General features: G+C 62.1%; 19 protein-coding genes and 1 pseudogene. 16 read left to right on the plus strand and 4 right to left on the minus strand.

Annotated elements, in window-relative coordinates; all coding sequences use genetic code 11:
* The first annotated feature begins 34 nt into the window (after positions 1-34).
* From DM373_RS05045 to DM373_RS05095, 11 genes are all read left to right on the plus strand, one after another.
* Positions 35-1,189 carry a hypothetical protein gene (locus tag DM373_RS05045; protein WP_110992533.1) on the plus strand — a complete coding sequence of 385 codons (1,155 nt, stop codon included), beginning with the start codon at positions 35-37 and terminating at the stop codon, positions 1,187-1,189.
* A complete protein-coding gene (locus DM373_RS05050; RefSeq protein WP_157966809.1) occupies positions 1,173-3,200 on the plus strand; it encodes a hypothetical protein in 2,028 nt (675 codons plus the stop codon). The genes DM373_RS05045 and DM373_RS05050 overlap by 17 nt, the downstream gene beginning before the upstream one ends.
* Positions 3,201-4,448 carry a hypothetical protein gene (locus DM373_RS05055; RefSeq protein ID WP_110992535.1) on the plus strand — a complete coding sequence of 416 codons (1,248 nt, stop codon included), beginning with the start codon at positions 3,201-3,203 and terminating at the stop codon, positions 4,446-4,448.
* A gap of 53 nt (positions 4,449-4,501) precedes the next feature.
* Positions 4,502-5,638 carry a glycosyltransferase gene (locus tag DM373_RS05060; RefSeq protein WP_110992536.1) on the plus strand — a complete coding sequence of 379 codons (1,137 nt, stop codon included), beginning with the start codon at positions 4,502-4,504 and terminating at the stop codon, positions 5,636-5,638.
* Positions 5,639-5,878: 240 nt separating this feature from the next.
* The gene (locus DM373_RS05065) at positions 5,879-7,648 is read left to right on the plus strand and encodes a hypothetical protein (protein ID WP_208642778.1); all 1,770 of its coding nucleotides are present in this window, start codon (positions 5,879-5,881) and stop codon (positions 7,646-7,648) included.
* A gap of 16 nt (positions 7,649-7,664) precedes the next feature.
* Positions 7,665-8,894, plus strand: coding sequence for a glycosyltransferase family 4 protein (locus DM373_RS05070; protein ID WP_110992538.1), 1,230 nt, complete (start codon positions 7,665-7,667; stop codon positions 8,892-8,894).
* On the plus strand, positions 8,891-9,484 hold the full coding sequence (locus DM373_RS05075; RefSeq protein ID WP_110992539.1) for a sugar transferase: 594 nt from the start codon (positions 8,891-8,893) through the stop codon (positions 9,482-9,484). The genes DM373_RS05070 and DM373_RS05075 overlap by 4 nt, the downstream gene beginning before the upstream one ends.
* Positions 9,481-10,116 carry an acetyltransferase gene (locus DM373_RS05080; RefSeq protein WP_110992540.1) on the plus strand — a complete coding sequence of 212 codons (636 nt, stop codon included), beginning with the start codon at positions 9,481-9,483 and terminating at the stop codon, positions 10,114-10,116. The genes DM373_RS05075 and DM373_RS05080 overlap by 4 nt, the downstream gene beginning before the upstream one ends.
* 166 nt (positions 10,117-10,282) lie before the next feature.
* Positions 10,283-11,458, plus strand: a complete 1,176-nt coding sequence (locus DM373_RS05085; protein ID WP_110992541.1) for a DegT/DnrJ/EryC1/StrS family aminotransferase — start codon at positions 10,283-10,285, stop codon at positions 11,456-11,458.
* A 131-nt stretch (positions 11,459-11,589) separates the two neighbouring features.
* On the plus strand, positions 11,590-13,587 hold the full coding sequence (locus DM373_RS05090) for a polysaccharide biosynthesis protein (RefSeq protein WP_167409800.1): 1,998 nt from the start codon (positions 11,590-11,592) through the stop codon (positions 13,585-13,587).
* Positions 13,588-13,752: 165 nt separating this feature from the next.
* Complete coding sequence (locus DM373_RS05095; RefSeq protein WP_110992542.1) at positions 13,753-14,079, plus strand: ComEA family DNA-binding protein; 327 nt, start codon at positions 13,753-13,755, stop codon at positions 14,077-14,079.
* A gap of 58 nt (positions 14,080-14,137) precedes the next feature.
* On the opposite strand, the gene DM373_RS05100 is transcribed toward DM373_RS05095, so the two are convergent.
* On the minus strand, positions 14,138-14,305 hold the full coding sequence (locus DM373_RS05100) for a DUF2897 family protein (RefSeq protein WP_110992543.1): 168 nt from the start codon (positions 14,303-14,305) through the stop codon (positions 14,138-14,140).
* Positions 14,306-14,488: 183 nt separating this feature from the next.
* On the opposite strand from DM373_RS05100, the gene pyrF reads away from it, so the two are divergent.
* Complete coding sequence (pyrF, locus tag DM373_RS05105; protein WP_110992544.1) at positions 14,489-15,190, plus strand: orotidine-5'-phosphate decarboxylase; 702 nt, start codon at positions 14,489-14,491, stop codon at positions 15,188-15,190.
* A 37-nt stretch (positions 15,191-15,227) separates the two neighbouring features.
* Here the strand turns inward: pyrF and DM373_RS05110 are convergent, their stop codons facing one another.
* A complete protein-coding gene (locus DM373_RS05110) occupies positions 15,228-16,229 on the minus strand; it encodes an NADP-dependent oxidoreductase (RefSeq protein ID WP_110992545.1) in 1,002 nt (333 codons plus the stop codon).
* 177 nt (positions 16,230-16,406) lie between these two features.
* Here DM373_RS05110 and DM373_RS05115 point away from each other — a divergent pair, with 177 nt between their 5' ends.
* Positions 16,407-17,168: an SDR family oxidoreductase gene (locus DM373_RS05115; RefSeq protein ID WP_110992546.1), complete on the plus strand. Its 762-nt coding sequence runs from the start codon at positions 16,407-16,409 to the stop codon at positions 17,166-17,168.
* Positions 17,169-17,196: 28 nt separating this feature from the next.
* Here DM373_RS05115 and DM373_RS05120 read toward each other — a convergent pair whose 3' ends face one another.
* The gene (locus DM373_RS05120) at positions 17,197-18,390 is read right to left on the minus strand and encodes an MFS transporter (protein WP_110992547.1); all 1,194 of its coding nucleotides are present in this window, start codon (positions 18,388-18,390) and stop codon (positions 17,197-17,199) included.
* 122 nt (positions 18,391-18,512) lie between these two features.
* Here DM373_RS05120 and DM373_RS05125 point away from each other — a divergent pair, with 122 nt between their 5' ends.
* The 3 genes and pseudogenes from DM373_RS05125 (at position 18,513) to DM373_RS29585 (ending at position 21,965) form a co-directional block, all read left to right on the plus strand.
* Positions 18,513-19,910 carry an aminotransferase-like domain-containing protein gene (locus tag DM373_RS05125; protein WP_110992548.1) on the plus strand — a complete coding sequence of 466 codons (1,398 nt, stop codon included), beginning with the start codon at positions 18,513-18,515 and terminating at the stop codon, positions 19,908-19,910.
* A gap of 969 nt (positions 19,911-20,879) precedes the next feature.
* Positions 20,880-21,059: pseudogene (locus DM373_RS29580) on the plus strand (hypothetical protein); the annotation flags it as partial.
* 201 nt (positions 21,060-21,260) lie between these two features.
* Positions 21,261-21,965, plus strand: coding sequence for a methyl-accepting chemotaxis protein (locus DM373_RS29585; protein WP_390967781.1), 705 nt, complete (start codon positions 21,261-21,263; stop codon positions 21,963-21,965).
* Between the two features lie 90 nt (positions 21,966-22,055).
* On the opposite strand, the gene DM373_RS05135 is transcribed toward DM373_RS29585, so the two are convergent.
* Entirely contained in the window at positions 22,056-23,246 is a 1,191-nt protein-coding gene (locus DM373_RS05135) for a benzoate/H(+) symporter BenE family transporter (protein ID WP_110992550.1), read from the minus strand.
* Positions 23,247-23,271: the final 25 nt, after the last annotated feature.

A 23,271-nucleotide genomic window follows, 5' to 3' on the forward strand; every position in this document is an offset into this window, starting at 1 on the left:
CCCTGATGGATTAAGTTAAAGAAGTCAACTATCTATGATCAAACGTACCTTCTTCTTTCTGTTCTTGGGCCTGGCAGGTTGTAACGACACTGCGCCAGAGGCCAGGCCCGTGGATGGGGATCAGATCCTGCGCAAAGTGATGCTCAGTATCGATCATGATCATCCCGGCCGTGGCCTGGCGGATTACCCCTCGGACGAGCCCGCCGATGTGCCAAAAAGTTATGCACTGATTCTGTTGGGGGCTATCGAAGAGGCGAGGGCGGGGCATCTCAAGGAGGTGAACGCGCTCGGTGTCAAAGCGGGCAACTGGCTCATCGAGAATGCGGACGCCAATGCCGATGGCATTATGGGATGGGGGGTTCCAATTGCCTGGGATGCCTACGGAGACGGCTCCGTCAACCCGGAAAATACCGAATACGCCATCTCGACTGCGATTGCCGTAGACGCCTTGCTTGGCTGGGCGCAGTACGTAGACGACAAAAAGAAGGCAGAGATTTTGGCCTTGGTCGAGCAGGCGCTGAAGCCTTACCTGCCAGTGGAAATGCGTACACCGGCAGGGCTGTTGCCGTATTCCCTACTGGTTAATGACCGAAAATACGATACCTTCAATTCTGCCGTTTACTTGGCTGGACAGATGCAGCGCTTTGCAGAAATCACCCCGAATGGTGAACTGAAAGAAGCACTGCAGTCGGCTGCTGACGCCACCATGTTGGCGCTGGTTCGAAACAAGAAGATCGCCGAGGGAAGCGGTTCATGGTATTGGAACTATTCCATTCAGGAAGACAACCCGAATGACCTCCCGCATGCGGGGTACATCATCGAAGGTATCTTGACCTACATGGATAGCCAGGGGCGGCTGTCAGCGAGTTTCGATCGCCAGAAAGTTTTCCAGCACCTGATGGACTTCTTTGGCAAGGATGGGAAAGTCCGCGGGTGGCCGGCATTCCGCCCAGAAATCACCACGGCAGCACGCTTGTACGATTTGAGTATCGCCTCGCAGTTGATGTGCCGATTCAAGGACCCTGCCGCGGGCAATTACTTCCTGGGTGAGGTTGAGCGCTACGAAGGACCTGAGGGCGGATACCTGAAGTATCCACGTGGGACCGCAGGGAACAGGCAGGTGGCTGAGTATGAGTCCTACCTGTACCGAGCGTTGAAGGCGTGTGGGTTCAGTGAAAATGCGCAATAAGGTCCTTGCGGTATCGTTGGCTCTCATCGCCACTGTGTCGGTGGTGATGATTGGGCATCATATCAAGGCAAAAAAACAGCACGCTGCAGCTGTTCGCCCCGAGTTGGCGCTGAGCGATGTTTCGCCCTGGCAGGTTGGCAACTACCATCAGCGCAGTGCTGTTCGCTTGAAACCCGCCGCGGTCGACGGTTACGGCATTTTCCCATTTACATCATTGGGTGGGGAAAATCGGGTCGGTGATCTGTATATCGACGCAACGTACCATTCAAAGCTTATTGGCCCAGGTGTGGAGATAGCCTTTCCATTTCAGGGGGTGCCAGTCGATGTCAAAATGATCGACGGTAACTATCACGTTGCGTTCAGGAAGATCTTTAACGGCCACCTGTTCAGCTTGACCTATGCGCGCGATGGCCGGCTGCTCGGGCAGCAGGAGATCGTGCTGGATGGCGTGGACTATCCAATATTTCGTGCGTCCGCCTCAGGGGCAGGCAAATTGTATTGGGTGGTGTACGACAACAAACAGCGCAAGAACTATTTGATGGACGTTGCGCGGGCGGGTGAACCTGACGGATTGCGGGTTGAGTTGCCAAGCTTCTATCCACCGGCCGGATCAACCTATGAGATGGAACCACCGGTATTTTTCTCAGGTGATGCGCAGCACGGGTTTGACCTGATCGCCGGTGCTTTGTACGCAAAGATCCGTGACGGCAAAGTTGAAGGCCAGCGTTTGAATGACTGCGAAACGGTCATTGAAGCACTGTTCACCCCGACGGGGCCGGCAGTGCTGTGTCGTGCCCGCATCGGGATGAGTAGCCCTTACCTATCAGGTATGTTGAACACTCAGGTGCTTGATCCGGTTGACATGTCGGCAGGTGTTCCTTGGCGGTTGGAGTATCGTCAGGCAGAAGGGAAGGTGGCTGTCAGCCGCGCCAACACGGCGAGCGAAATTGCCCAGGTGTTCCTGCAGGATTTGCGCAATGGTCAACAAAGCGGCGTGCTTGAATTTGGTGTGGACAATACTGAAGGGCGCATACCGTGGTCGCAGATTTATTACCTGAATGGCCTAATGGACCTGCTGTTGCTCACCGATACTCATGAGCAGGCCAAGGCCATCTTCGGCGACGTAGCCGGTGATCTTCTGCGTCGGGTCGTGATCGAAGTGACTGCGCTGGATGACTTGCTTGACAGGCCGGATGGGTTCAAGACCAAGGGCTTTACTCATGATCGATCTGCTGCGCTTTTTGCCGTGCAGACCAGTCGCCTGCTGCTGCTATTCGACCGCTACGCGGAAGAGCTGCCGAATGCACCACGGCTGCGTAACGCCGAAAAACTGCGTCACATGGTTTCCAACCTCGAAGGGCATATCGATCAGTTGGCGCATGAGGGCGAGGAACCGCAGTGGATGAAGCCGGGTACCGCGCACCTGCGCTGGCCGAAGTGCAGTGCCTTCTACTTTGATGGTTTGCCAGTCCCCTTTAACCACCAGAACGAGTGGGCATATGGATTGTTCAACTCGGCGCGGGTCAAGGGTCAGCCTGTCGATTCTCCAGAGCTGCGTGATCAACGGGACATCATTACGTTCTTCATGGAGCGACTGGGGGTGGACGGAGGCTTTCCACCGGTGGACAAATGGAATTATTGGTACGGCCACGCTTATGACGGCTGGACCGAGGCTGACAATCGCTCGTGCCATACACCGTCCTATCCTGGGGACCACGGTCTGGCATGGATCTCTTTCCGTTCAATCGACTTCATGTCGGTCATGTCGGCCATCGACTTTATTCCAGGGTTGAATAAAGAAAAGCTAGTGAACAGTGCCGTGGAAACCGTCAAGTTTGGCGACGTTTTCCCATTTGCCGCTCGCTCGTTACTGGCGGTAGGAAAAGCACCGCAAATTCAGATTCCGGTTTTGCAGCGTTACTACAGAGCTACAGCACCTTGGGAAATATCCAATAGCCCCTGGGCCTTGGTGATGGGCGCGTCCAGTCATGCCAAACAGGTAAATCGCTAAATGACCAGTGCGATCAACAAATTCAGTGCGTTCTCTCAGCGGAACATGCTCCTAGGGAAAGGCTTTCTGGGTGGGGTCGCGATGGCTGCCCCCTTTTACGCCGAGTTTTTTTCCTGGCGATGGGCCGCCCTTTTGACGGTGCCACTGTTTTTGTTGATCGTGCTGTCGCTCATTCGCGGTGAAAAGGTCAAGAAACCCCCGCTGGCGATTTTGCCAATGGTGTTGCTGCTGATGCTTCACGCAGTTGCCCTGGTATTCAGCCACACGATGTTTGCTGGCCAGGTTGTCAAGGACCTGCTAATCGCCTCATTTCTGCTATTTATCTACGTGCTGGCTGATGAAGACACGCTCTCTGGGTTTTTCTCGGCACTGATTCCTCTGGCGTTGGTGAGCGCGTTGATCGGCTTGGTGAAAGCGGCCTTGCTCCACCGAGGCTATCTGCTTGGTTTCATGCTTGAGAGCTGTGCCTCCTACCCGGCCGGTTCAGCGCTATGCATCAATTACAATAACCTGGGGTTGTTTTGGTTGGCGGCGGCCCTGGGTTGCATCAAGATGCGTTTGTGGTGGGCTTTACCCTTCCTGATTGCGGCAGGCGCACTATCGAGCTCTCGCCGATTCATTGTGCTCATGGTGTTCTTGCCGATTATTTGGGTAATGGTTCAAGGGCGCTCGGCGGTCGTCAAATCAGTGATTGTCGCCATTTTTTCTGCCCTGCTTATCTATGCCGTGTCAGACCCTGTCTCGTTTGCAAGATTCCAGCATGGGGACTTGCCCTACACGGTATTGTCCATCGGCGACGCGGTCAGCCTGAATGGGGTGTCGATAAATCGCTCGACACCTGGGGTGATGTTGAGCACCATGGGGGATGGTACAGGGGGCACCGGTTCGCGCATCAAGTTCTGGAGCCTCGGCCTCTCCATGGTGAGTTGGCTGCCACAAGGCTGGGGCTACCATCAGGTATTCTCGTGTGCGTTTTCGCCTTGTGACATGTTCCACTATCCGCATATGCCGGTGATCTCAGAGTGGATCATCGGGGGCGTTGTTTTCGCGCTCGTCGCCCTTGCATTTTATATTTGGCCATTCTGGCTTGTTTTACGCCAGCGGCAGTCAGTGCCAATCGCATTGTTCTTGATTGCGCTGCCTTACTCACTGATCTCCGGCGATACCGTTTTCTCCTTGCCGATATGCCTGGCCTGCATGTTCGTGGCGTTAAGCTGCGTGCCCAGGCGTATCGCCGGCACCCCGTGATGTGCCGATCCTAAAACAGACCCATAAGCTAGAACGTTGATACCTGATAACGCATGAAAACTCTGCATTTGACGCATACGGACATCGAATTCGATTCTCGAATCCTCAAGGAAATGGGCGCGTTGGTAGCGGCTGGCTATACCGCCAGCGGCATCGGTGTCGTGCTGGATGAAGGCGCGCAGAAGACTGCGGTTTCATTCAAAGCCAATATCACGGCACTTAACCTGCGCTCGCGCAAGCTGACCTTCCTGCCCCGCACCTTGCGGCATGTCGTGACCCTGTTCGAACTGGTCGGCAGGATGCTGCCGCGCGCCGTTCGCGAGCGCCCGGATGTCATCCACTGCCACGACACCCTGGTGCTGCCACTGGGTTGCATCGTCAAGTGGCTGACCGGCGCGAAGCTGGTCTACGACGCCCATGAGCTGGAGTCCGACCGCAACGGCCTGACCCGGCTTCAGGGTGCGTTGACGCTGCGGGTGGAAAAGCTTCTGTGGCGCTTCGTCGATGCGCTTATTGTGGTCAGCCCGTCGATCGAGCGGTGGTATCAGGAGAACATCGGGCCGAAGCCGTCCACGGTCATCCTCAACTCCCCACTGTTCCATGAAGGGCAGCATCAGGATGAGGACTATCTGCGCAAAAAGTTCGCCATCCCAGCCGAGAGCAAGGTGTTCATCTATGTCGGTATCCTTGGCCACGGCCGGGGTATCGACCTGCTCACCGAGGCCTTCAAGGACCCGCAGGTTTCCTCGCACGTGGTGTTTCTTGGCTATGGCGAGTTGAGTCAGGATCTCAAACGCCTGGCCGCAGAGCATCCAAACATCCATGTACACGACGCCGTGCCGCATTCGCAGGTGGTGCCCATCGCCCAGTCCGCAGACTTCGGGCTGTGCCTGGTGCAGGATGTTTCGCTCAGCGACTACTACTGCTTGCCGAACAAACTGTTCGAGTATTGCTTCGCCGGTGTGCCGGTGCTTGCGTCCGATTTTCCTGATATTCGCGCTCTGCTTACGCAGTACGGCGTGGGCGAATGCTGTAAACTGCACGCCGATGACATCCGTGACGCCATTCTGAGGTTGGAACGCTCGCCTTCGACGTTCCAGTTCGCCAACCTGACGCCGTTGAGTTGGCAGGCGCAGGAGCAGAAGTTGGTGGCGCTTTACCAGCAAGGCCTGTCGGCGACTAAACACTGAGATTCCTGTTGGGCACGCAATTTGCGAGCGATGCCCTGGCGGATCTGTGCCGGTTTGGGGAAGGGCTGGCGCCGTGAGGCAAAGGAATTGGCGGTATGCAGTGGCCCTATTATCGGGCTGGCTGTTACGCCCAGACTACAACCCGCTGTGTCGGCAGCGGGATAACCAATTGATACGGGCTGTGATATGTGTGGAATTTTTGGCTTCATCGCCAGGGAAAAAGTTAACAAAGAAAGCTTGATGACGCTGGCCCTGCATGCCAGGCAGCGTGGGCGTGACTCCAGTGGCCTGATCTATGCGGATCGTTCGGGCTACCAGGTCAAACGCGCGGACTACGACATCAAGAAGCTGATCTCGGAGGTCAAACCTTTCGATTCGGCGTTCGTCTTTGGCCACAGCCGCCTGATCACCAACGGGCTTTCCGACAACCAGCCGGTCGTGCGCGGCGGCGTCTGCGTGATCCACAACGGGATCATCGTCAACGATGCCGAAGTCTGGAATCACCTCAAACCGGCCCGTGCCCTCGAGATCGACAGCGAAGTGATCGCGGCCATCACCGAGCAGCACCTGGAAGAGTCGGGTGACAACCTCGACGGCCTGGCGCAAAAGGTACTCGGCCTGTGCGTCGGCGTGATTGCCTGCGCCATCGTCATTCCGCGCCTGGGCAAGGCGTTGCTGTTCTCCAACAATGGCAGCCTGTACGTCGGCACCGCCAAGGATGGCGTCAGCTTCTCCTCGGAGATGTTCCCGCTCAGCCAGATCGGTTGCACCGATATCAAGCAAGTCAGGCAGGAAGCGATCATTCTGGACCTGCCGGCGGCCACCGACATCAGCGTTGCCGACAACAACCAGCGCGTTCACAACCTGATTCCGCCGTTCCAGTTCATCACCTCCGAAGAAAAGCAGCTGCTCTACCCGCAGCCGAACCTGCGTCGCTGCACCCGCTGCATTCTTCCGGAAACCATGCCGTTCATCGACTTCGACGCAGACGGCGTGTGCAACTATTGCCACAACTACAGCCCGCGCAATGTGCCCAAGCCCAAGGAAGAGCTGTTCAACCTGGTGGAAGGCTACCGCCGTGCCGGCGTCACCGACTGCATCGTGCCGTTCTCCGGTGGGCGTGACAGCTGCTACGGGCTGCACCTGATCGTCAAAGAACTGAAGATGAACCCGGTCACCTACACCTACGACTGGGGCATGGTGACCGACCTCGGTCGGCGCAACATCAGCCGCATGAGCGCCGAGTTGGGTGTGGAAAACATCATCGTCGCCGATGACATCGCCCAGAAGCGCAGGAACATCGCCGTCAACCTCAAGGCCTGGCTGAAGGCGCCGCACCTGGGGATGATCAGCATCCTGACGGCGGGCGACAAGCACTTCTTCCGCCATATCGAGACGGTCAAGCAGCAGACCGGCGTGAGCCTGAACCTGTGGGGCGTAAACCCGCTGGAAGTCACCCACTTCAAGGCCGGCTTCCTCGGCGTGCCACCGGCATTCGAAGAGAAGCGTGTGTATATGCACGGCTGGCGCAAGCAGATGGAGTACCAGAGCCTGCGCTTCAAGGCCATGTTGAAAAGCCCAGGCTATTTCAACAGCTCGCTGTGGGACACCCTGTCGGGCGAGTACTACCGCAGCTTCACCGAGAAGAAAGACTACTACCACATCTTCGATTACTGGCGCTGGGACGAGAAGGCCATCGATGACACGCTGATCAACGACTACGGTTGGGAAGTGGCAGTCGACACCAGCACCACCTGGCGGATCGGTGACGGTACCGCAGGCCTGTACAACTACATCTATTACCTCGTTGCCGGCTTCTCCGAGCACGATACCTTCCGCAGCAACCAGGTGCGCGAAGGCGAGATCACCCGTGAGCGCGCGCTGGAGCTGGTGCGTGAAGAGAACCGTCCGCGTTACCAGAACATCCGTTGGTACCTCGACGCGCTGGGCATGGACTTCACCGAAGTGATCAAGATCGTCAACGCCATCCCGCGTCTGTACAAAGACTGACGGGCTGGCCGACGCGATGAACAAGACGATCTGGTACGTCACCAAGTACTTTTCACCCAAGACCGCCACCAGCCCCGGAGGACGGGGCTGGTTCCTGGTGGATGAGATGAGGCGGGCCGGTTATCAGGTCGTCGTCGTCAGCTCGGATTCCAACAACCTGGTGGACCTTCCGGTGCTGCACGACCGGGTTACGGTAGAGGTTACCGACGGGGTCAAGCTTGTCTGGCTGAAAACCATGAAGTATTCGGTGGCCAAGTCCGCGCGCAGGATCCTCAGCTGGTTCCACTTCGAGTGGAACCTGTTCTGGCTGAACAAGCGCGAGCTGGAACGCCCTGATGTGGTGATCATTTCCAGCCTGTCGTTGCTGACCATCGTCAACGGCCTGCTGCTCAAGCTCAAGTACAAGTGCCGCCTGGTATTCGAGGTGCGCGATATCTGGCCACTGACCATCGTCGAAGAGGGTGGTTTCAGCAACGGCAACCTGTTCGTCAGGGGGTTGTCGTGGCTGGAGCGGCTCGCTTACCGAAAGTCCGATGCCATCGTCGGTACCATGCCCAACCTCGCCGCCCATGTGCGCAATGAGCTTGGCCGCGACCGGCCGGTATTCTGCGTGCCGATGGGCGTGAGCCAGGAACACCTGAGCGATGTCGCCGAACTGCCGCCGGAGTATGCCGAGAGCTACCTCTCAAGTGACAAGTTTAAGGTGGTGCATGCCGGCACCATCGGCATCACCAATGCCTTGGACGTGTTCTTCGCCGCAGCGCAAGCCATGCGCGAGCATGCCGATGTCGAGTTCGTCATCGTTGGCGACGGTGCGTTGAAGCAAAGCTACCAGCAGCAGTATGGAAGCCTGCCCAACCTGGTATTCGCGCCCAAGGTGCCGCGCAACATGGTGCAGTCGGTGCTGGCCAAAGGCGACCTGCTGTACTTCTCGGTCCACGATTCCAAGGTGTGGGATTACGGCCAGTCGTTGAACAAGGTCATCGACTACATGCTGGCGGCCAAGCCGGTGGTGGCGTCGTACAACGGCTATCCGTCGATGATCGACGAGTCGGGCTGCGGCGTGTTCGTGCCTGCCAACAATGTCGATGCGGTGGTCGGCGCCGTGCTCGAAATGAAGGCCAAGAGCGAGCAGGAGCGTTCGGCGATGGGCGCGCGAGGGCGCGAATGGCTGCTGCAGAACCGTAGCTATACCAAGTTGGCCAACGACTATCTGCAGATACTGTTTCAAGGTGACGCCAAGTGAAGCGGCTGGTTGATTTCGTATTGTCGTTGTTTGGCTTGATCGTGCTGTCACCGGTGATCGTGATCGTCGCCTGGTGCATTCGGCGCAAGCTCGGCTCACCGGTGATCTTTTCCCAGGTGCGCCCTGGGCTTGGGGGCAAGCCCTTCAAGATGGTGAAGTTCCGCACCATGCGCGATGCCTTCGATGCCGATGGCAACCCCTTGCCGGACTCGCAGCGCATGACTGCCTTCGGCAGCTTTTTGCGCGCCAGCAGCCTGGACGAACTGCCTGAACTGTGGAATGTGCTCAAGGGCGACATGAGCCTGGTCGGGCCGCGCCCGTTGCTGATGGAGTACCTGCCGCTTTACAGCCCCGAGCAGTACCGTCGCCACGAGGTTCGCCCGGGGGTCAGCGGTTGGGCCCAGGTCAATGGCCGTAACGCCCTGAGCTGGGAGGACAAGTTCAAGCTGGATGTCTGGTACGTGGACAATCGCTCGATCTGGCTCGATTTCAAGATCATCTTCCTTACCTTGAAGAAGGTGGTGGTGCGCGACGGCATCAGCGCTGCGGGCGAAGCCACCATGTCCAAGTTTACCGGGAACCGATCGTGAGCAAGCTGGCGATCCTCGGCGCCAGTGGTCATGGCAAGGTCGTGGCCGATACGGCCGAATGCTGTGGTTGGCAGACCATCGACTTCTTCGATGATGCCTGGCCCGGGCTCAAGGCCAATGGTGCCTGGCAGGTGGTCGGTGACACAGCGGCGCTGCGCGAACGCCTGCATGAGTACGACGGTGTGGCGGTGGCCATTGGCAATAACCCTGTCCGTTACAACAAGCTGCGCGAGCTCGAAGACGCCGGCGCCCGCCTGTGCAGCCTGGTGCACCCGGCCGCCACGGTCAGTCGCCACGCCCTGATCGAGCGCGGTTCGGTGGTGTTCGCCGGTGCCGTCGTCAACGCCGATGCCCGAATAGGGCTGGGTGCCATTCTCAATACCGGCTGCAGTGTTGACCATGACTGTGAGTTGGGTACGGCGGTGCACATCAGCCCGGGGGCTCGCCTGGCCGGTGGCGTCAAGGTTGGGAATTTGAGCTGGGTGGGCATCGGTGCTAGTGTTCGCCAACTTGTCCGGATCGGATCCCAGGTGACTGTCGGCGCGGGCGCGGCAGTGGTGGCTGATATCCAGGACCGGTTGACCGTCGTTGGTGTGCCTGCGCAGGCAGTTCCCCAAAAGAAGGCCACTTAGCCTTAGCTCGCCGTTCTTGCCTTGCTGCCTGTAGGTCAAAGACTGCTGCTTGTCGACGTATCATGGGCCTTCTGCCTTTTCAGCCTGGCTGAAGACAACAAGATTCGATCCGGTGGCATTGGCATGCTGCCCCTCCATTTCGACCAAATACTGAAGAGCCTCTATTGTGTTGAATACTCCTTTCTCCCCATGGCCTTCCTTTAGCGAAGAAGAAGCCGACGCCGTGCGCGCGGTCATCCTCTCCAACAAGGTCAACTACTGGACCGGGCAGGAATGCCGCGAGTTCGAAAAGGAATTTGCCGCATGGGCCGGCACCGATCATGCCGTTGCCCTCGCTAACGGTACGGTTGCACTAGATGTAGCGCTCAAGGCGCTGGACATCGGTGCCGGAGATGAAGTGGTAGTGACCCCGCGCACCTTCCTGGCCTCGGTCTCCTCGATCGTCAATGCCGGTGCGGTCCCGGTGTTCGCCGAAGTGGACCGGGACTCGCAGAACATTACCGCAGCGACAATCGAGGCGGTGCTGACGCCGCGAACCAAGGCAGTGATTTGTGTGCACCTGGCGGGCTGGCCCTGCGACATGGACCCGATCATGGCGCTGGCTGCCAAGCATGGCCTCAAGGTGATCGAGGACTGCGCCCAGGCCCATGGTGCCCGCTACAAAGGCCGGCCGGTGGGTTCGATTGGTCATGTGGGCGCCTGGTCGTTCTGCCAGGACAAGATCATGACCACCGGTGGTGAAGGCGGCATGGTCACCACCAATGACCGCGAACTGTGGTCGCGGATGTGGTCGTTCAAGGACCACGGCAAAAGTTGGGAAGCGGTTTACGAGCGTCAGCATGCCCCGGGCTTCCGCTGGTTGCATGAGGGTTTCGGGACCAACTGGCGGATGCTCGAAGTGCAGGCGGTGATCGGCCGTATCCAGTTGCGGCGCATGGCCGACTGGCACGCCCGGCGCCTGGCCAATGCCCAGCAGCTCTGGGACGTGGCCGCCCGCTTGCCTGCGCTGCGTGTGCCGGCAATGCCGGAGGGTATCCTCCATGCCGCCTACAAGTGCTATGTGTTCGTCGAACCATCGGCCCTGAAGGAAGGCTGGGACCGCGATCGCATCCTGGGCGAGATCGTGGCGCGAGGCGTTCCGGCGTTTTCCGGCTCCTGCTCCGAGGTCTACCTGGAAAAAGCCTTCGACGGTACGGGCTGGCGCCCGGAGCCGGGCTTGCCGGTTGCCAGGGAGCTCGGTGAAACCAGCCTGATGTTCCTGGTTCATCCGACATTGACCGAAGACGAGATGAATAAGACCTGCAGTACCCTGCAGGACGTTGTGCAACAAGCCAGTCGGTAAGTGCTTCACTGCACGCCGCCCGTGCAGCACGGGTGGCGGCACGATACCCCGCTGTCGGCCTGGGCCGATAGCGGGGCAAGACCGTATTACTGACCTCACATCCGCGGGAAGCGGAGGCGGGACCAACTCTGATGATGGATAACTTGAGAGCAGGCCTGCTGGGCCTGCCACGTCGGTACAAGCGTGCCTTGCAGGTTGCGGTAGACCTGCTGTTGGTGTGGCTTGCGCTGTGGATGTCGTTCATCGTGCGCCTGGGCTTCGAAGAAGCCAGCGGTGCGATGGCCGACCATACCTGGCTGTTCTTGGCCGCGCCGTTGATCGCCATACCGATCTTCATCCGCTTCGGCATGTACCGGGCGGTGCTGCGTTACTTCGGCAACGATGCGCTGATGGTCATCTTCAAGGCTGTCGGTCTTTCTGCGCTGGCGTTGGCGCTGGTGGTCTACTGGTACAGCAACCACGCCACGCTGGTGCCGCGTTCGATCGTGTTCAACTACTGGTGGTTGAGCCTGATCATGCTGGGTGGCCTGCGCCTGTTGATGCGCCAGTACTTCCTCGCCGACTGGTTCAGCACGGTGCAGCACGTGCCCTTCGCCAATCGTGATGATGGCCTGCCGCGCGTGGCCGTCTACGGTGCCGGTGCCGCGGGCAATCAGCTCGTAGCGGCGTTGCGCATGGGCCGCACGATGCGCCCGGTGGCCTTCATCGATGACGACCCGGACATCGCCGAGCGCGTGATCTCCGGCCTGCATGTGTACAAGTCTCGCAACATCCAGCGCATGATCGAAGTGACCGGCGCTCAGGAAGTGCTCATGGCCATCCCTTCGGCGAGCCGCGCGCGGCGCCGGGAGATCCTCACTTACCTGGAAGATTTCCCCCTGCACGTGCGCAGTGTGCCGGGGCTGATGGACTTGGCCAGTGGTCGGGTCAAGGTCGATGACATTCAGGAAGTCGACATTGCCGACTTGCTGGGGCGTGATGCCGTACCGCCGCAGGAAGGGCTGCTGCAGCGCTGCATTACCGGCAAGGTGGTCATGGTGACGGGGGCGGGCGGCTCGATCGGTTCGGAGCTGTGTCGACAAATCCTGGAGCTGGGCCCCACGACCTTGCTGCTGTTCGAACACAGCGAGTTCAACCTCTACAGCATCCTTGCCGAGCTGGAACAGCGTTGCCGGCGCGAGTCGCTGCGCGTGCGCCTGCTGCCGATCCTCGGCTCGGTGCGTGACCAGGGCAAGCTGTTGCACATCATGCAGACCTGGCATGTCGAGACCGTGTATCACGCGGCGGCCTACAAGCATGTGCCGATGGTCGAACACAACATTGCCGAAGGCGTGCTGAACAATGTGATAGGTACCTTGCATGCGGCGCAGTCGGCGTTGCAGGCGGGTGTTTCCAACTTCGTGCTCATCTCTACCGACAAGGCGGTGCGCCCGACCAATGTGATGGGCAGCAGCAAGCGCCTGGCCGAGATGATCTTGCAGGGCTTGAGCCGAGAGAGCTCGGCAGTACTCTGGGGCGATGGGCACAAGATCTCGCGTATCAATGCCACGCGCTTCACCATGGTGCGCTTCGGCAATGTGCTGGGTTCGTCCGGCTCGGTCATTCCGCTGTTCCGCCAGCAGATCAAGGCCGGTGGCCCGCTTACGGTGACGCACCCGAAGATCACCCGCTACTTCATGACCATCCCCGAGGCTGCGCAGTTGGTGATCCAGGCAGGCTCGATGGGGCAGGGCGGCGACGTGTTCGTGCTGGACATGGGCGAGCCTGTAAGGATTGCCGAACTGGCCGAGAAGATGGTGCACCTGTCCGGGCTGAGCGTGCGCAACGAGCGCAACCCCACCGGCGACATCGCCATCGAGTTCACCGGGTTGCGACCGGGTGAAAAACTCTACGAGGAGTTGCTGATCGGTGACAACGTGGAAGCCACCGAGCACCCGATGATCATGAGCGCCAATGAAGATCATCTGGCCTGGGAGGTGCTCAAGGGGCGTCTTGACCAACTGCTGGCCGCAGTGAGCGTCGATGACTATGCCCAAGTGCGCCAACTGCTACGGGAAACGGTGAGCGGTTATGCACCCGACGGCGAGATCGTCGACTGGATCTACCAGCAGCGTCGGCTGGAACCTTAAGAAAAAGCCCGGCTTGATGCCGGGCTTTTCTTTGCTTCAACGCTTTGAATTATCTCGAAAAATACTCGCACCTTGAGCGGTTTGCCGTGGGCGGCACGGCCATCTACCGTAGCAGGGCAACCAAGGAAACGTTGCCTTTCAATCTGCCTCAAGGAGTGACTTCCCATGCGTAACACTGTCCTGTCGTATCTGCTGCTCCCGCTTTTCACTTGCCTGTCCTTTTCGCTCAGCGCTGCCCCCAACAGCATGCCTGCCGAGCCGGTGCCGGCAGTGATGTCGGCCGAGCAGGCAAACAGCCGGGTAGATCTGAACACGGCCGATGCGCAAACCCTGCAAAAAGCGCTGAACGGCATCGGTCAGGCCAAGGCTCAGGCCATCGTCGCCTACCGTGAGGCCAACGGGCCGTTCACCTCCGTGGATGAACTGCTCGAGATAAAGGGCATAGGCAAAGCGTTGCTGGAGCGCAATCGTGACAAGCTGATGGTCGAGTAAAGCTGGCTGGAGCCGATCGGCACCCGGCAGGTCGGCTCTTCATGACGGCAATGCTTGTTCAGCGGTCTTGCGCATCCTTGGCATCCGCCTCGGCGTTGCGCTCGTGAACTTTCTTCAACTGCTCCTCGGTCAACGGCAGTTTTTTCGCCGTATCCCGCAGCATCATCAGCCCGCCAACGATCGAGCCAAGGGCAACGATGAGTATCAACCAGGCATACCAAGGCATCGGTGTTCTCCTGCAAACTGAAGATGACAGCACCTGCATGGCATTCGAACCATTGCCGTGTGCGATGGTTCAATTATAGGAGTGGCCCACTGCCAGGCCAATTCTCATGACCCGCGGCCTCCAAAGGCCATGCCACTTCGTTTACAATGCGCGCCGTTTACGACTTGCCAAGAGACCTCGCCCATGTCCGCCTGCCAGACGCCCCTGATCGTCGCCCTGGATTTCCCTACCCGTGACGCCGCCCTGAAGCTGGCTGACCAGCTCGATCCGGCGCTGTGCCGGGTCAAGGTCGGCAAGGAACTGTTCACCAGCAGCGCTTCGGGGATTGTCGAGACCCTGTGCAGCAAGGGTTTCGAAGTGTTCCTCGACCTCAAGTTCCACGACATCCCCAACACCACGGCGATGGCGGTCAAGGCTGCAGCCGAAATGGGCGTGTGGATGGTCAACGTACACTGCTCCGGTGGCCTGCGCATGATGTCGGCCTGCCGTGAGGAACTGGCCAAGCGCAGCGGCCCGCAGCCACTGCTGATCGGCGTGACCGTGCTGACCAGCATGGAGCGTGAGGACCTGGCAGGCATTGGCCTGGATATCGAACCGCAAGAGCAGGTATTGCGCCTGGCGGCACTGGCCGAGAAGGCCGGGATGGACGGCCTGGTGTGCTCCGCGCTGGAGGCACCGGCGCTGAAGGCCGCGCACCCGTCGCTGCAACTGGTCACCCCGGGTATCCGCCCGGCGGGCAGTGCCCAGGACGATCAGCGCCGGATCCTGACCCCGCGCCAGGCGCTGGATGCAGGTTCCGACTACCTGGTGATCGGTCGCCCGATCAGCCAGGCGGCGGATCCGGCGCAGGCGCTGGCCGCTGTGGTCGCCGAAATCCGCGGCTGATTCGAGCCTGCCGGGGCTGCCTTGCAGCCCCGGGGTTTCAGACCTTCAATACCAGCTTGCCGAAGTTCTCCCCGCTGAACAGCTTGAGCAGCGTCTCTGGGAAGGTTTCCAGCCCCTCGACCACATCCTCCTTGCTTTTCACCTTGCCGCTGGCCAGCCAGCCGGCCATCTCCTGTGCGGCCTTGCCGTACTCCTTGACGTAGTCCATTACCACGAAGCCTTCCATGCGCGCACGGTTGACCAGCAGCGCCAGGTAGTTGGCCGGGCCTTTGACCGCTTCCTTGTTGTTGTACTGGCTGATGGCGCCGCAGATCACCACCCGTGCCTTGAAGTTCAGGCGCGACAGCACCGCGTCGAGAATATCGCCGCCGACGTTGTCGAAGTAGACGTCCACGCCCTTGGGGCATTCACGCTTCAGGCCCGCCAGCACGTCCTCGGCCTTGTAGTCGATGACGCCGTCGAAGCCCAGCTCGTCCAGCAGGTACTGGCATTTCTGCGCGCCGCCGGCGATGCCGACCACGCGGCAGCCTTTGAGCTTGGCGATCTGCCCGGCAATGCTGCCCACCGCGCCTGCCGCACCGGAGATCACCACGGTGTCGCCGTCCTTGGGTTGGCCGACGTCGAGCAGGGCGAAGTAGGCGGTCATGCCGGTCATGCCCAGGGCAGAGAGGTAACGGGGCAGGGGGGCCAGCCGCGGGTCGATCTTGTGCAGGCCCTGGGGTTCGCCGGTGAAGTAGTCCTGCACGCCCAAGGCGCCGCTGACGTGGTCACCGGGCTTGTAGTCCGGGTGCTGCGAGGCAACCACTTCGCCCACGCCGAGGGCACGCATCACCTGGCCCAGGCCGACTGGCGGGATATACGACTTGCCTTCATTCATCCAGCCGCGCATGGCCGGGTCGAGGGACAAGTACAGGTTCTTCACCTGGATCTGGCCCGCGCCGGGTTCGTCAGCCGGCACCTGCTCGAAGGTAAAGTCGTCGCGGCGCACGGCGCCGACCGGACGCTTTGCCAGCAGGAAACGGCGGTTGGTCTGGGGCATGGCGGATTCTCCTGAACAGGGTAAAAGAGGGCTGATGATCGGCTGCGATTATGTACTGCGTCACGCAAAATCACCGCAAACGATAGTAGTCCAACCGTGCCCCTGATGATGCTGCCCAGTCGGCAGGAGGGCTGACTAGACTCAGCCTCGACTCAATTTTCCATGCAGGAGCCAGTGATGAGCATGACGTTCTCCGGCCAGGTAGCCCTGGTCACCGGTGGCGCAGCGGGTATCGGCCGGGCAACGGCCCAGGCGTTCGCCGGCCAAGGGCTGAAAGTGGTGGTGGCCGACCTCGACGCGGCCGGCGGTGAAGCCACCGTGGCGCTGATCCGCGAGGCGGGTGGCGAGGCCCTGTTCGTTGCCTGCGACGTGACCCGCGACAGCGATGTGCGCCAGTTGCACGAGAAGACCGTGCAGGCTTATGGCCGGCTGGACTACGCCTTCAACAATGCCGGTATCGAAATCGAGAAGGGCCGCCTGGCCGAGGGCAGCGAGGCCGAGTTCGACGCCATCATGGGCGTCAACGTCAAGGGCGTGTGGCTGTGCATGAAGTACCAGTTGCCGCTGCTGCTGGCCCAGGGCGGTGGCGCGATCGTCAATACCGCCTCGGTGGCGGGCCTGTCGGCGGCGCCGAAGATGAGCATCTATGCCGCGTCCAAGCATGCGGTGATCGGCCTGACCAAGTCGGCGGCGATCGAGTATGCGAAGAAGGGCATCCGGGTGAACGCGGTGTGCCCGGCGGTGATCGACACCGACATGTTCCGCCGCGCCTATGAGGCCGACCCGCGCAAGGCCGAGTTCGCCGCGGCGATGCATCCCGTTGGGCGCATCGGCAAGGTCGAGGAGATCGCCAGCGCGGTGCTGTACCTGTGCAGCGATGGCGCCGCGTTCACCACCGGGCACAGCCTGACCGTCGATGGCGGTGCACTGGCGATCTGATTGTCCGGCCAGCGCTGGGCGGGTGGGATCAATTATCTTGCTCGCCATTCAAACAGCTGCGCGATTCCTGTGGGAGCGGGTTTACCCGCGAACGGGCCGGCAAGGTTATCCACAACCGCCACGCCACCGCCGCACATCCCAGCAGCAACACCGTGCCGAATACGCTCAGCGCCAGGCGCGACCCCAGCCTGTCGCTGAGCAAGCCGGTAAAAATCACCGGCATGCTGAACCCCAGGTACGCCAGCAGGAAGAACCCGGCACTGGCCCGGGTCATCTCGCTGCCGGCGAGCTGGTTTACCGCGGCCAAGCCACCCAAGTAGATAAATCCGTAGCAGGCACTGCTGGCGGCAATCGCGCCCAGCAGCACGCCGGCCAACTGACCGCTGTCGGCGCCCCAGGCCAGCAACCCATAGCTGCAGGGCAGAATCAGCAGCCCGAGCAGTGTGGCCTGGGCGCTTGGCAGGCGGCGGGCCATGGGCTGGAACAACAGCCCGCAACTGATCACGCAAAAGGTCGAGAACCCCGACCAGGCACTCAGGCCATGTTGACGCAGGATCCCCGGCAGCAAGGCGATCACCAGGCCGACACAGGCCCACGCGAGCAGGATCGCCAGGCCGTAGGCCAGGCTGCCGGCGGGGTAGCAGGGCAGCCGCAGCATGCTGCTGTGCTGCGCCGGGCGTGGCTCGGGCAGGCGCCACACCAACAGCATGGCGATGCCCGCGAGCAACAGTTGCAGATGAAAGCTTGCCGGTGCCAGGGTGGGCCCGCGCAGCAGGCACAGGCTGGTCAGCGCCGCGCCCAGGCCGAAGCCCAGCGAGGTGCTGGCCGTGACCCAACCGGCGGCGCGGCCGCTGTCGCTGCCCGCCATCAGTTCACCCATGTACGCGGTGGCCGTGGCCGATGCCAGCCCGGTACCCAGCCCCAGCAGCATGCGCGCGACCCCCAGAGCCTCCAGGCTTGGGAACAGCAGCATGATCAGCGTGGCGAGCATCGACAGGGCCAGGGCGGCGATGATCAGCGGGCGTCGCCCGACCCGGTCGGCCAGCCCGCCAAGGGCCAGCAGCACCGGCAGCACGCCGAGCACATAGCCGGAAAAGGCCACGGCGGTGGCCGCGGCGCCACGGCCGGCGAGTTCGGCGTAGGTGATGTACAGCGGTGCCTGCAGGTTCACCGCAAGGGTGATCAGGCACAACGCGAAGGCCAGGGCATAGCGGGAGGGCATGGGGGCATCCGTCAAAGGGGGAAGTGTCTGTCGGCAGCATCGAGACTATGGGGTTGCCCAACAAGGCACACTCCCCAGGCATTTGTGATTAACTGTTCGCCTGAAATCAGCGAACACTTACCATGCACCTGAATCTGGATCGCCTGCAGCCAACGCCCCTGGTCCAGCAACTGACCGAACAGTTGCAAGCCTGGATCGAACAGCAACGCCTGCGCCCCGGCGCCCGCCTGCCGTCGATCCGCACCCTGGCCAAGGCCCAGGCGGTGAGCGCGTCCTGCGTGATCGAGGCCTACGACCGCCTGGTGGCCAGCGGCTGGCTGGTGGCGCGGCACGGTGCCGGGTTTTTCGTTGCCGAACGCAAGCCGGGGCTGCAGGTGGATGCCGGCAGCGCCTGGGGTGAGGCCATCGATGGCAGCTGGCGCTTGTTCGGCGAAGGCCATGAGGCGCTGCTCAAGCTCGGCTGCGGCTGGCTGCCGGTGGCCTGGCGCGCCGAGGCGGAGCTGGCGCAGGCCGTGCGCCAGGTCAGCCGCGGCGAGCCCGAGGCGCTGTTCGACTACTGCCCGCCGCTGGGCTTGGCCAGCCTGCGCCTGCAACTGCACAAGGGCCTGGCGCGGCTCGACATCAGCGCCGAACCCGAGCGCATCCTCACCACCCAGGGCATCAGCCATGCCCTCGACCTGCTGGTACGCACCCTGCTGGTGCCGGGCGACACGGTGCTGGTGGAGCGCCCCGGCTACTACAACCTGTTCAACCTGCTGCGCCAGCACGGCGTGCGGATGCTCGAAGTGCCACGCACGCCCACGGGGCCGGACGTTGCCGAACTCGAGCGGCTGCTGGTCGAGCACCGGCCACGCTGCCTGTTCACCAACAGCCTGTACCAGAACCCCACCGGCACCAGCCTGACCCCCAAGGTCGCCTATCGCCTGCTGGAGCTGGCCCGCGAGCATGACCTGCGGATCATCGAGGACGACCTCTACGCCGACTTCCAGGAAGGCCCGGCCACCCGCCTGGCCACCCTCGACAGCGAGCAGCGGGTGATCTACCTGGGCAGCTTCTCGAAAACCCTCAGCAGTTCGCTGCGGGTGGGCTACGTGGTCGCGGAACCTGCGCTGATCGCCCGCCTGGCCGAGTTGAAGATGGTCAGCGGCATCGGCACCTGCCGCTTCGCCGAGCAGGTGATCGGCCAGATGCTTGCCAACGGCAGCTACCGCAAGAGCATCCAGCGCCTGCGCGTGCGCCTGGGGCAGCACATGGCCAGGCTCCTCGGGCAGCTGGAGGCGTGGGGCTGGGAGGTGTTGTGCGAACCCTGTGGCGGCATGTTCGTCTGGGCCCGCTCGCCCGGGCGCGACTTCACCGAGCTGGAGCGCCTTGCCCTGGAGCATGCGGTGCTGCTCACGCCCGGCAGCGCCTTCGACCCCCAGGGGCGGGCTTGTGCCTGGTTACGCATCAATGTCGCCTACGGGCAGGACGTCCGCGCTCAGGCGTTCCTCCGACACGCGGGGCGACCTCCAGCGGCCTGAAAGCGACACGCTCATAGCTAAATGACACCATTCTGACGCCAGGCTCTTGTGAGGGGGCCACCGCGATTGTCACTCTTGCCTCTGGGAAAAGCCCGACAAGGCAGAGGGGAATCGGTGATGGCGGTGACCAAGCACGGTGTTCTGGCCAACCTGGGCATGGCCCGCAAGCTCGGCCTGGGCTTCGCGTTGGTGCTGCTGCTGACGCTGCTGGTGGCGGCCATCGGCGTATACGCGCTGTTCAGCGTAGGCCAGCGCTTCGACGGCTTGCGCCAGATGGCCCAGTTCAATACCGACCTGCTGCGCCTGCGCCAGCACGAACAGGCGTTCGCCCTGCGCTCCGATATCACCGAGGCCGATACGCTGCGCGCTGGCCTGCAGGGCCTGCTCGAGCGCGCCCGTGGCCTGCCAGGGCTGGCCTCGACCGAAGGTGAGCTCGGCGCCTACGGCCAGGCGTTCGACCATTTCGTCCAGGCGGTACAGGGCAAGGAACTGGCGCTGGACATGGCCAGCTGGTCGGTGTCCAGCGTGGCCAACAACCTCGATGTGCTGCAGGCCGGCCTGGCCGATGACGGCACCTACACCCTCAAGCAGTCGCAAGGCCAGCAGGGCGGCGAGTTTCTCGAACAGGCCGGCCAGGTGGCGCAGGTGTCACGGTTGATGCTGCAGGCCATGGATGAGGCTCGGGTGCGCCTGGAGCAGAGCCGCAAGGGCGGCGAGGTGGGCCAGGGGCGCATTGCCCAGACGGTGGAGGCGGCCAGCCTGGTCGAGCAGCTCAAGGGCGCGGTGAGCGATGCCGGTTACCAGAGCGTGTTGGGCGAGGTGGCCGGGCATATCGCCAGCTTCTCCGACAAGCTCAATGAATACACCGACCTGCTGGCTCAGGAACAAGGCATCAAGGCCCAGTTGCAGGCCCGCGCCGAGCAGGTCACGGCGCGGGTCGACCAGGCCTACAGCGCGCAGGAACAGGCGATGCAGGCTGAGCTTGCGCGCAATGCCGTGGCCATCGCCGCCGCTACCGCGCTGGCGCTGCTGGTCGGGGTGCTGGCGGCCTGGCTGATCACCCGTGCGGTGGTCGCGCCGCTCAAGCGGGTGATCATCCGTGCCCGGCGCATCGCCGCCGGTGAGCTGGCCATCGAGGCCGAGGCGCCGCGCAGGGACGAGGTCGGGCAGTTGTTGCAGGCCATGCAGCAGATGGCCGAGGGCTTGTCCGGTGTGGTCAGCGGCCTGCAGCAGGGCATCGAGCAGTTGGCCGGCAGCGCCCAGGCGTTGTCTGCCGTGACCGAGCAGACCAACCGCGAAGTCGGCAGCCAGAAGGACGAGACCGAGCAGGTGGCCACCGCCATGCAGCAGATGACCGCCACCGTGCATGATGTGGCGCGCAACGCCGAGCAGGCGGCCGAAGCGGCCCAGGCCGCCGACGACAAGGTCGAGTCCGGCCAGCAGGTGGTGCGCCAGAGCATGCAGCGCATCGAGCAGCTCGCCGCCGCCGCCGAGACCGCCAGCTGCGGGATCGACAGCCTGAGTGCCGAGATCCATACCATCGGCGACGTACTGGAGGTGATCAAGAGTGTCGCCGAGCAGACCAACCTGCTGGCGCTCAATGCCGCCATCGAGGCCGCTCGCGCCGGTGAGCAGGGGCGTGGTTTCGCCGTGGTGGCCGATGAAGTGCGCGCCCTGGCGCGGCGTACCCGTCAGTCCACTGAAGAGATCGAGCGCCTGGTGGCCAGCCTGCGTGGCAATGCCCAGCAGTCGGTGACGCAGATCCGTGGCAGTACCGAGCTGGTGCGCCTGGCGGTGGCCGATGCGCTGCAGACCGAAAGTGCGCTGGGCAGCATTGCCGCGGCGGTGTCGTTGATCCAGCAGATGAACCAGCAGATCGCCGCGGCGGCCGAGCAGCAAAGCTCGGTGGCCGAGGAGATCAGCCGCAGTGTCACGCAGATCCGTGGCAGTGCCGATCAGGCCGCGCTGGCGATGGAGGACAATGCCCGATCAAGCGTCGAGCTGGCGCGGCTGGGGGATGACCTGAAGGGGATGGTGGGGCATTTCCGCCTTTGATTGCCTGTGGCGACCCCATCGCGGGGCAAGCCCGCTCCCACGCATGCTGTGTTTGGCGCGTGGGAGCGGGCTTGCCCCGCGATAGCGTTGTCAGCCCTTGCGCGGGCTGAGGATGAGCAAGGTCAGCACCCCCGCCACAATCCCCCAGAACGCCGACCCGATCGAGAACAGGGTGAACCCCGATGCCGTCACCATGAAGGTGATCAGTGCCGCTTCACGCTCGCGAGCCTCGCCCATGGCCACGCTCAGGCCATTCATGATCGACCCGAACAGCGCCAGCGCGGCGATCGACAGCACCAGCTCCTTGGGCAGGGCGCCGAACAGCGCCGCCAAGGTGGCGCCGAAGGTACCGGCGATACCGTAGAAGATCCCGCACCACACCGCAGCGGTGTAGCGCTTGCGCGGGTCCTCATGGGCGTGCGGCCCGGTGCAGATGGCCGCGCTGATGGCCGCCAGGTTGACCCCGTGCGAACCGAACGGCGCCAGCAGCAGCGACGCGAAGCCGGTGGCCGAGATCAGCGGCGAGGCCGGCACCTGGTAGCCGTCGGCGCGCAGCACGGCGACCCCCGGCATGTTCTGCGAGGTCATCGCCACCACGAACAACGGGATGCCGATGCTGATGGTCGCCGCCAGCGAGAAGCTGGGCGTAGTCCACACCGGAGTTGCTACCTCGAGCTGGAAGCCGCTGAAGTCCAGCAGGCCCAGCGCGCCGGACAGCGCGGTGCCCACCAGCAGCGCGGCCAGCACGCAGTAGCGCGGCGACAGGCGCTTGACCAGCAGGTAACTGAAGAACATCCCCAGCACCAGCACGGTACGGTGTTGGGCGGCGACGAAGATCTCGCTGCCGATCTTGAACAGGATGCCCGCCAGCAGGGCGGAGGCCAGCGACGCAGGAATGCGCTTGACCAGCCGTTCGAAGCTGCCGGTGAGCCCGCAGATCAGCACCAGCACGGCGCAGGTGATGTAGGCGCCGATGGCCTCGCCGTAGCTCACGCCACCGAGGCTGGTGATCAGCAGCGCCGCGCCGGGGGTCGACCAGGCCACCGTGATCGGCGTGCGGTAGCGCAGCGACAGGCCGATGCTGCACACCGCCATGCCGATCGACAGCGCCCAGATCCACGACGAGATCTGCGCGCTGGTCAGGCCCGCCGCCTGGCCGGCCTGGAACATCAGCACCAGCGAACTGGTGTAGCCGGTGAGCATGGCGATGAAACCGGCGACTACCGCCGAGGGTGAGCTATCTGCCAGCGGGCGCAGGGGCACGGTGGTGGCATCGGTCATAGGGTGAATTCCTTGTACAGGTGTA

The organism is Pseudomonas sichuanensis, from assembly GCF_003231305.1.
GTDB lineage: Bacteria > Pseudomonadota > Gammaproteobacteria > Pseudomonadales > Pseudomonadaceae > Aquipseudomonas > Aquipseudomonas sichuanensis.